This window comes from Occallatibacter sp., assembly GCF_049802275.1.
Lineage (GTDB): Bacteria > Acidobacteriota > Terriglobia > Terriglobales > Acidobacteriaceae > Telmatobacter.
Map to the genome: position 1 here is coordinate 1 of NZ_JBARMD010000006.1, position 4,513 is coordinate 4,513.

General features: G+C 58.9%; 2 protein-coding genes and 1 pseudogene. 2 read left to right on the forward strand and 1 reads right to left on the reverse strand.

The window, feature by feature from the left end:
- Both WA354_RS00245 and WA354_RS00250 read left to right on the forward strand, forming a co-directional pair.
- A partial coding sequence (locus tag WA354_RS00245; RefSeq protein WP_472810997.1) for an SDR family NAD(P)-dependent oxidoreductase occupies positions 1-526 on the forward strand: 526 nt, incomplete at its 5' end.
- Positions 527-634: 108 nt separating this feature from the next.
- Positions 635-4,009 (forward strand): alpha-mannosidase, encoded by a 3,375-nt coding sequence (locus tag WA354_RS00250; RefSeq protein WP_472810998.1) that lies wholly within the window; start codon positions 635-637, stop codon positions 4,007-4,009.
- 139 nt (positions 4,010-4,148) lie between these two features.
- Here the strand turns inward: WA354_RS00250 and WA354_RS00255 are convergent.
- Positions 4,149-4,513 (reverse strand): annotated as a pseudogene (locus tag WA354_RS00255) (hypothetical protein); the annotation flags it as partial.

Genomic DNA, 4,513 nt, shown 5'->3' on the forward strand with positions numbered 1-4,513 from the left:
CAGAGAGGCGGTTGCCTCGCTGGGCGGCGTCGACGTGCTGGTGAACAATGCGGCGAACGATCAGCGGCACAAGGTCGAGGACGTCACGCCGGAATATTGGGATGCTTCGATCGCCGTGAATCTGCGGCCGCAGTTTTTCATGATCCAGGCGGTGCTGCCTGCGATGAAGGCGGCGGGGCGAGGCAGCATCATCAACATGTCATCGATCTCGTGGATGATTCCATCGACAGGCGTGCCGGTTTACATCGCTGCGAAGGCGGCGATCGTCGGACTAACCCGAACACTTGCGCACGAACTGGGGCCGAACGGAATCCGCGTGAATGCGGTGTTGCCGGGGGCGGTTGCGACGGAAAAGCAGAGGCGGCTCGTCTATACGCCAGAGTACAAAGCGGAGATCATGGTGAGCCAGGCTTTGAAGCGGGATGTTTTGCCGGAGGATGTGGCCCGGCTGGTGCTCTTTCTGGCGGCGGATGATTCGAGCGCGATTACGAATCAGAGCTACGTGGTGGATGGCGGATGGGTATGAGCGGCGCAACCGCTTAGTGTCAATGTTTCAGTGATCAGCGGTCAGGAACCCCGGAATGGAGGTGCGGCCCGGTGCGATGGCTTAAGATTTCTCGGGGAGCCTACAGCCATGTTTCGAGCATTCGTATCCGGACGTCGGAGTCTCGCTTTTTGCGTTGCCGTTCTTGCTTTTGTCTCTGTTGCTTCATCGCTCGCTAATCTTGCCACGGCGCAGACCGCGGTTGAAGCCGTGAAAGTGGCCGCGGAGATTGATCGGGTCGCGTCGAATCTGCCGCTGGAGTCGCGGACTGTAATCACGCGGCTCACCATGCTGCGCGAACTTCCGGGCGGTGTGTGGAAGACGCACAGCGGCGACGTGGCGCATGGCGAGGAGGTCAACCTTGATGAGTCTGACTGGAAGACTCAGGCTGTGCCGGGCAACGCGTCGAATGACGCGGTTTGGTTTCGCACGACCTATATTGTCCCGGACACGCTGAACGGGTACGACCTGACCGGCTCTCGCGTCTGGTTTCAGTTTCATGCCGATGCCAACGGGCCGATGCCGGAGATTCTCTACTTCAATGGGCGGCGCGTTGCGCTCGGCGACGATCTCGAGCCCGTGGTCCTGTTTGATAACGCGAAGCCCGGCGATAAGGTCACGGTGGCGGTGAAGCTGCTGCACACGGTGGATACGAAGTCGATCAGGGGGGCCACGCTGCGCATCGAGTTTTCTGACAATCGGCCTAATCCTGACGACCTGCGCACGGAGTTTCTGACCGCGGCGATCCTGGTTCCTTCGCTGGCGCCAAATGATGCTTCACAAATGGCCACCCTTAACAGCGCGATCGCTGCGGTCGACATAAAGGCCCTGGATGCAAAGGATCAAAAAGGCTTTGACGAAAGCCTGAGAGCTGCGCACAGCAAACTCGAAGCGCTGCTGCCGCTGATGCAGACCGCGACATGGCACCTTACAGGCAACTCGCACATCGATGCGGCGTGGCTGTGGCCATGGACGGAAACCGTCGACGTGGTCAAGCGTACCTTCGGCACGGCGTTGCAACTGATGTACGAGTATCCGCAGTACACCTATACGCAGTCGGCAGCGGCCTATAACGAGTGGATCGCTGACAAGTATCCCGACATGAATGCGGAGATCAAGAAGCGCATCGAGGAAGGGCGCTGGGAGATTGTGGGCGGCATGTGGGTGGAGCCCGATTTGAATATGCCGGATGGCGAATCGCTGGTGCGGCAACTGCTGGTGGGCAAGCGCTGGTACAAGCAGGCTTACGGCGTCGATGTACGAATCGGCTGGAATCCGGATTCGTTCGGGTATACGTGGCAGCTTCCGCAGATCTACAAGAAGAGTGGCGTGGATTATTTCGTGACGCAGAAGATGACGTGGAACGACACTAATCAGCTTCCGTTCAAGCTCTTCTGGTGGGAGTCGCCGGATGGATCCAAAGTGTTGGCGTATTTTCCGCACGACTATGCGAATGACAACCTGAACCCGACGCGACTGGCCGCGGATATGGTGCAGGCCCGGCAGCGGGCGACGGGCCTGACGGACATGATGGACCTGTACGGGATTGGCGATCATGGCGGCGGACCGACAAGGGCCATCCTCGACCAGGGCGTGCATTGGGCGGATCCGTCGATGCCGGCGAAGGTGGTGCCGCAGATCGTGTTCGGGACAGCGCAGAGTTACTTCGATCAGGTAAACCTGCAGAACGCTGAAGATCCCAAAGATGGGAAGATTGCGCCGGATAGCCCGGTGTGGGATTACCGGTCGATTGCGAAGGGATACACGCCGCCGCCGGCGGTGCCGGGCAAGATTTCGATTCCGACCTGGAAGAGCGAGATGTATTTCGAGTATCACCGCGGGGTGATGACGACGCAGGCGAATCACAAGCGGAATATGCGGGAAAGCTCAGAGGAAGTGCTCAATGCGGAGAAGTGGTCGTCGCTGGCCTGGCTGGATGGGCAGAATTATCCGGCAGCCGAACTGACAGAAGACTGGAAGAAAGTTCTGTTCAACCAGTTCCATGATCTGGCGGCGGGGTCTGGGATCGGCGTCATTTATAAGGACGCGCAGAAAGACTACGACGTGGTGCGGTGGTCGACGAATGAGATTTCGTCCGACTCGCTGAACACCGTGGACGAACGCGTAAATACGGCGGGTGCAGGTGTGCCGGTGGTGATCTACAACCCGCTGGGCTGGTCGCGATCAGGTGAGGTAATCGCGCATGTACAGACCGGCAAGACTGCGGTCAGCGCGACAGGCGCACAGGTTGTGGAGGTGGTGCCGGACGACAAGACGGACTTCGCCGATGTGAAGCTGCACGTGCTGCACGTGCCGGCTATGGGCTACAAGCTGATTTGGATCGGTGGTAAGGGAAGTTCTGAACGCGATGAGCATGCGGTAACTGCGAAAGAATCAGGTGATTCGTTCACACTCGAGAATGAGACGCTGCGCATGACGGTGGACCGGAACTCCGGGTGCATTACGAGCCTGTTTGAGAAAAAAACCAACTTCGAGGCGCTGGCTTCGAAGGCGTGCGGCAACCAGTTGCAGTTCTTCAAGGACAATCCGAAGGACTATGACGCATGGAACATCGATCCGGGGACGTTGGATGTTGCGCCGATGACGATTGAGCATCCAGACGCTGTTGAGATGTTGAAGAAGGCGGAGCCGACGATTCGCGTAACGAGCCATCGGGGCAACTCGAAGTTCGTTCAGACGATCGGGCTCTCGGCAGACGGCGATCAAGTCGACATTGAAAACGACATCGACTGGCATGAATCGCACATTTTGCTGAAGGCGGCGTTTCCGCTGGCGGCTTCGGGGCCGTTTGCTACTTACGAGATTCCTTACGGATCGATTGACCGGCCAACTACACGCAACAACTCGTGGGAGAAGGCGCAGTTTGAAGTTCCGGCGCAGCAGTGGGCAGATCTCGGAGATGGCAAGCACGGCTTCAGTCTCATCAATGATTCCAAGTTCGGCTATGACGCTGCCGGCAACACGCTTCGCCTTACCTTGCTGCGCTCGCCGAAGTGGCCCGACCCGGATGCGGACATGGGACATCATCACTTCCACTACGCGCTCTATCCGCACGCAGGCACCTGGAAAGATGCGATGACCGTGCGTCACGGATTTGAATACAACTATCCGTTGACGGCGGTGGTTGCGACCGCTCACGCTGGGACCCTGCCCGCCAGCCACTCCTTTGCTTCCGTCACGCCGGACAACGTGGTGCTGACAGCGGTAAAGAAGGCTGAAGACACGAAGGGATTGATCTTCCGCGTGTACGAGTGGGCAGGGAAGGATTCCACGGTTGAGTTTCATGTGCCACCAGGCGCGACGGGCGCGACAGTGACGAACATGATGGAGGCGCCTGAGGGAAGTCCGCTTGCAGTGACCGGCGATGTGGTGAAGGCGCCGATTCATCCATACGAGATTCTTACGGTGCGCGTGGATTATCCGAACGGTGGCCCGCAGGAATAGTTGGTAAGCCAAACGCGAATACGGCGCAACCAGGTCGCGCCGTATTTATTTGCAGGAAAGAAGCCGGGTGCCCCATCCTTGCGCAGCAAGGGTGGGAGAGCAACGAGCCGTTGGCAGAGCGACAATGTTTTGCAGCGAGCTATTTCGTTGCGACTTTGGTGAGATCGGCGTTCTGGTCGATCTGGCTCAGGCGGTACATCAGCAGAGCATCGCGCTTGGTGTTGATGGGCTGCGTCGACAGGTCGATGGTCTCGCCCGGGGCATGCGCGCCTTCGCCAGTTGCGCCGATTCCAGCCAGCCCGGGGATAATACCCGCGACGAACGAGATGTCTCCAGCACCGCGCTTCATCGGATCCAACTCGGGCATCTGCTTAAACCCGAGACTGGCGTTTGCCTGGTTGAGAATGCCGAGCAGCGCGCGGCTCTGCGCAGTGGGCGCCATGGCCGGATAGCCCTCGCCAAAGGTGATGGTCGCCGTGGTCCTGGGTAGATGCTGTGCGACAA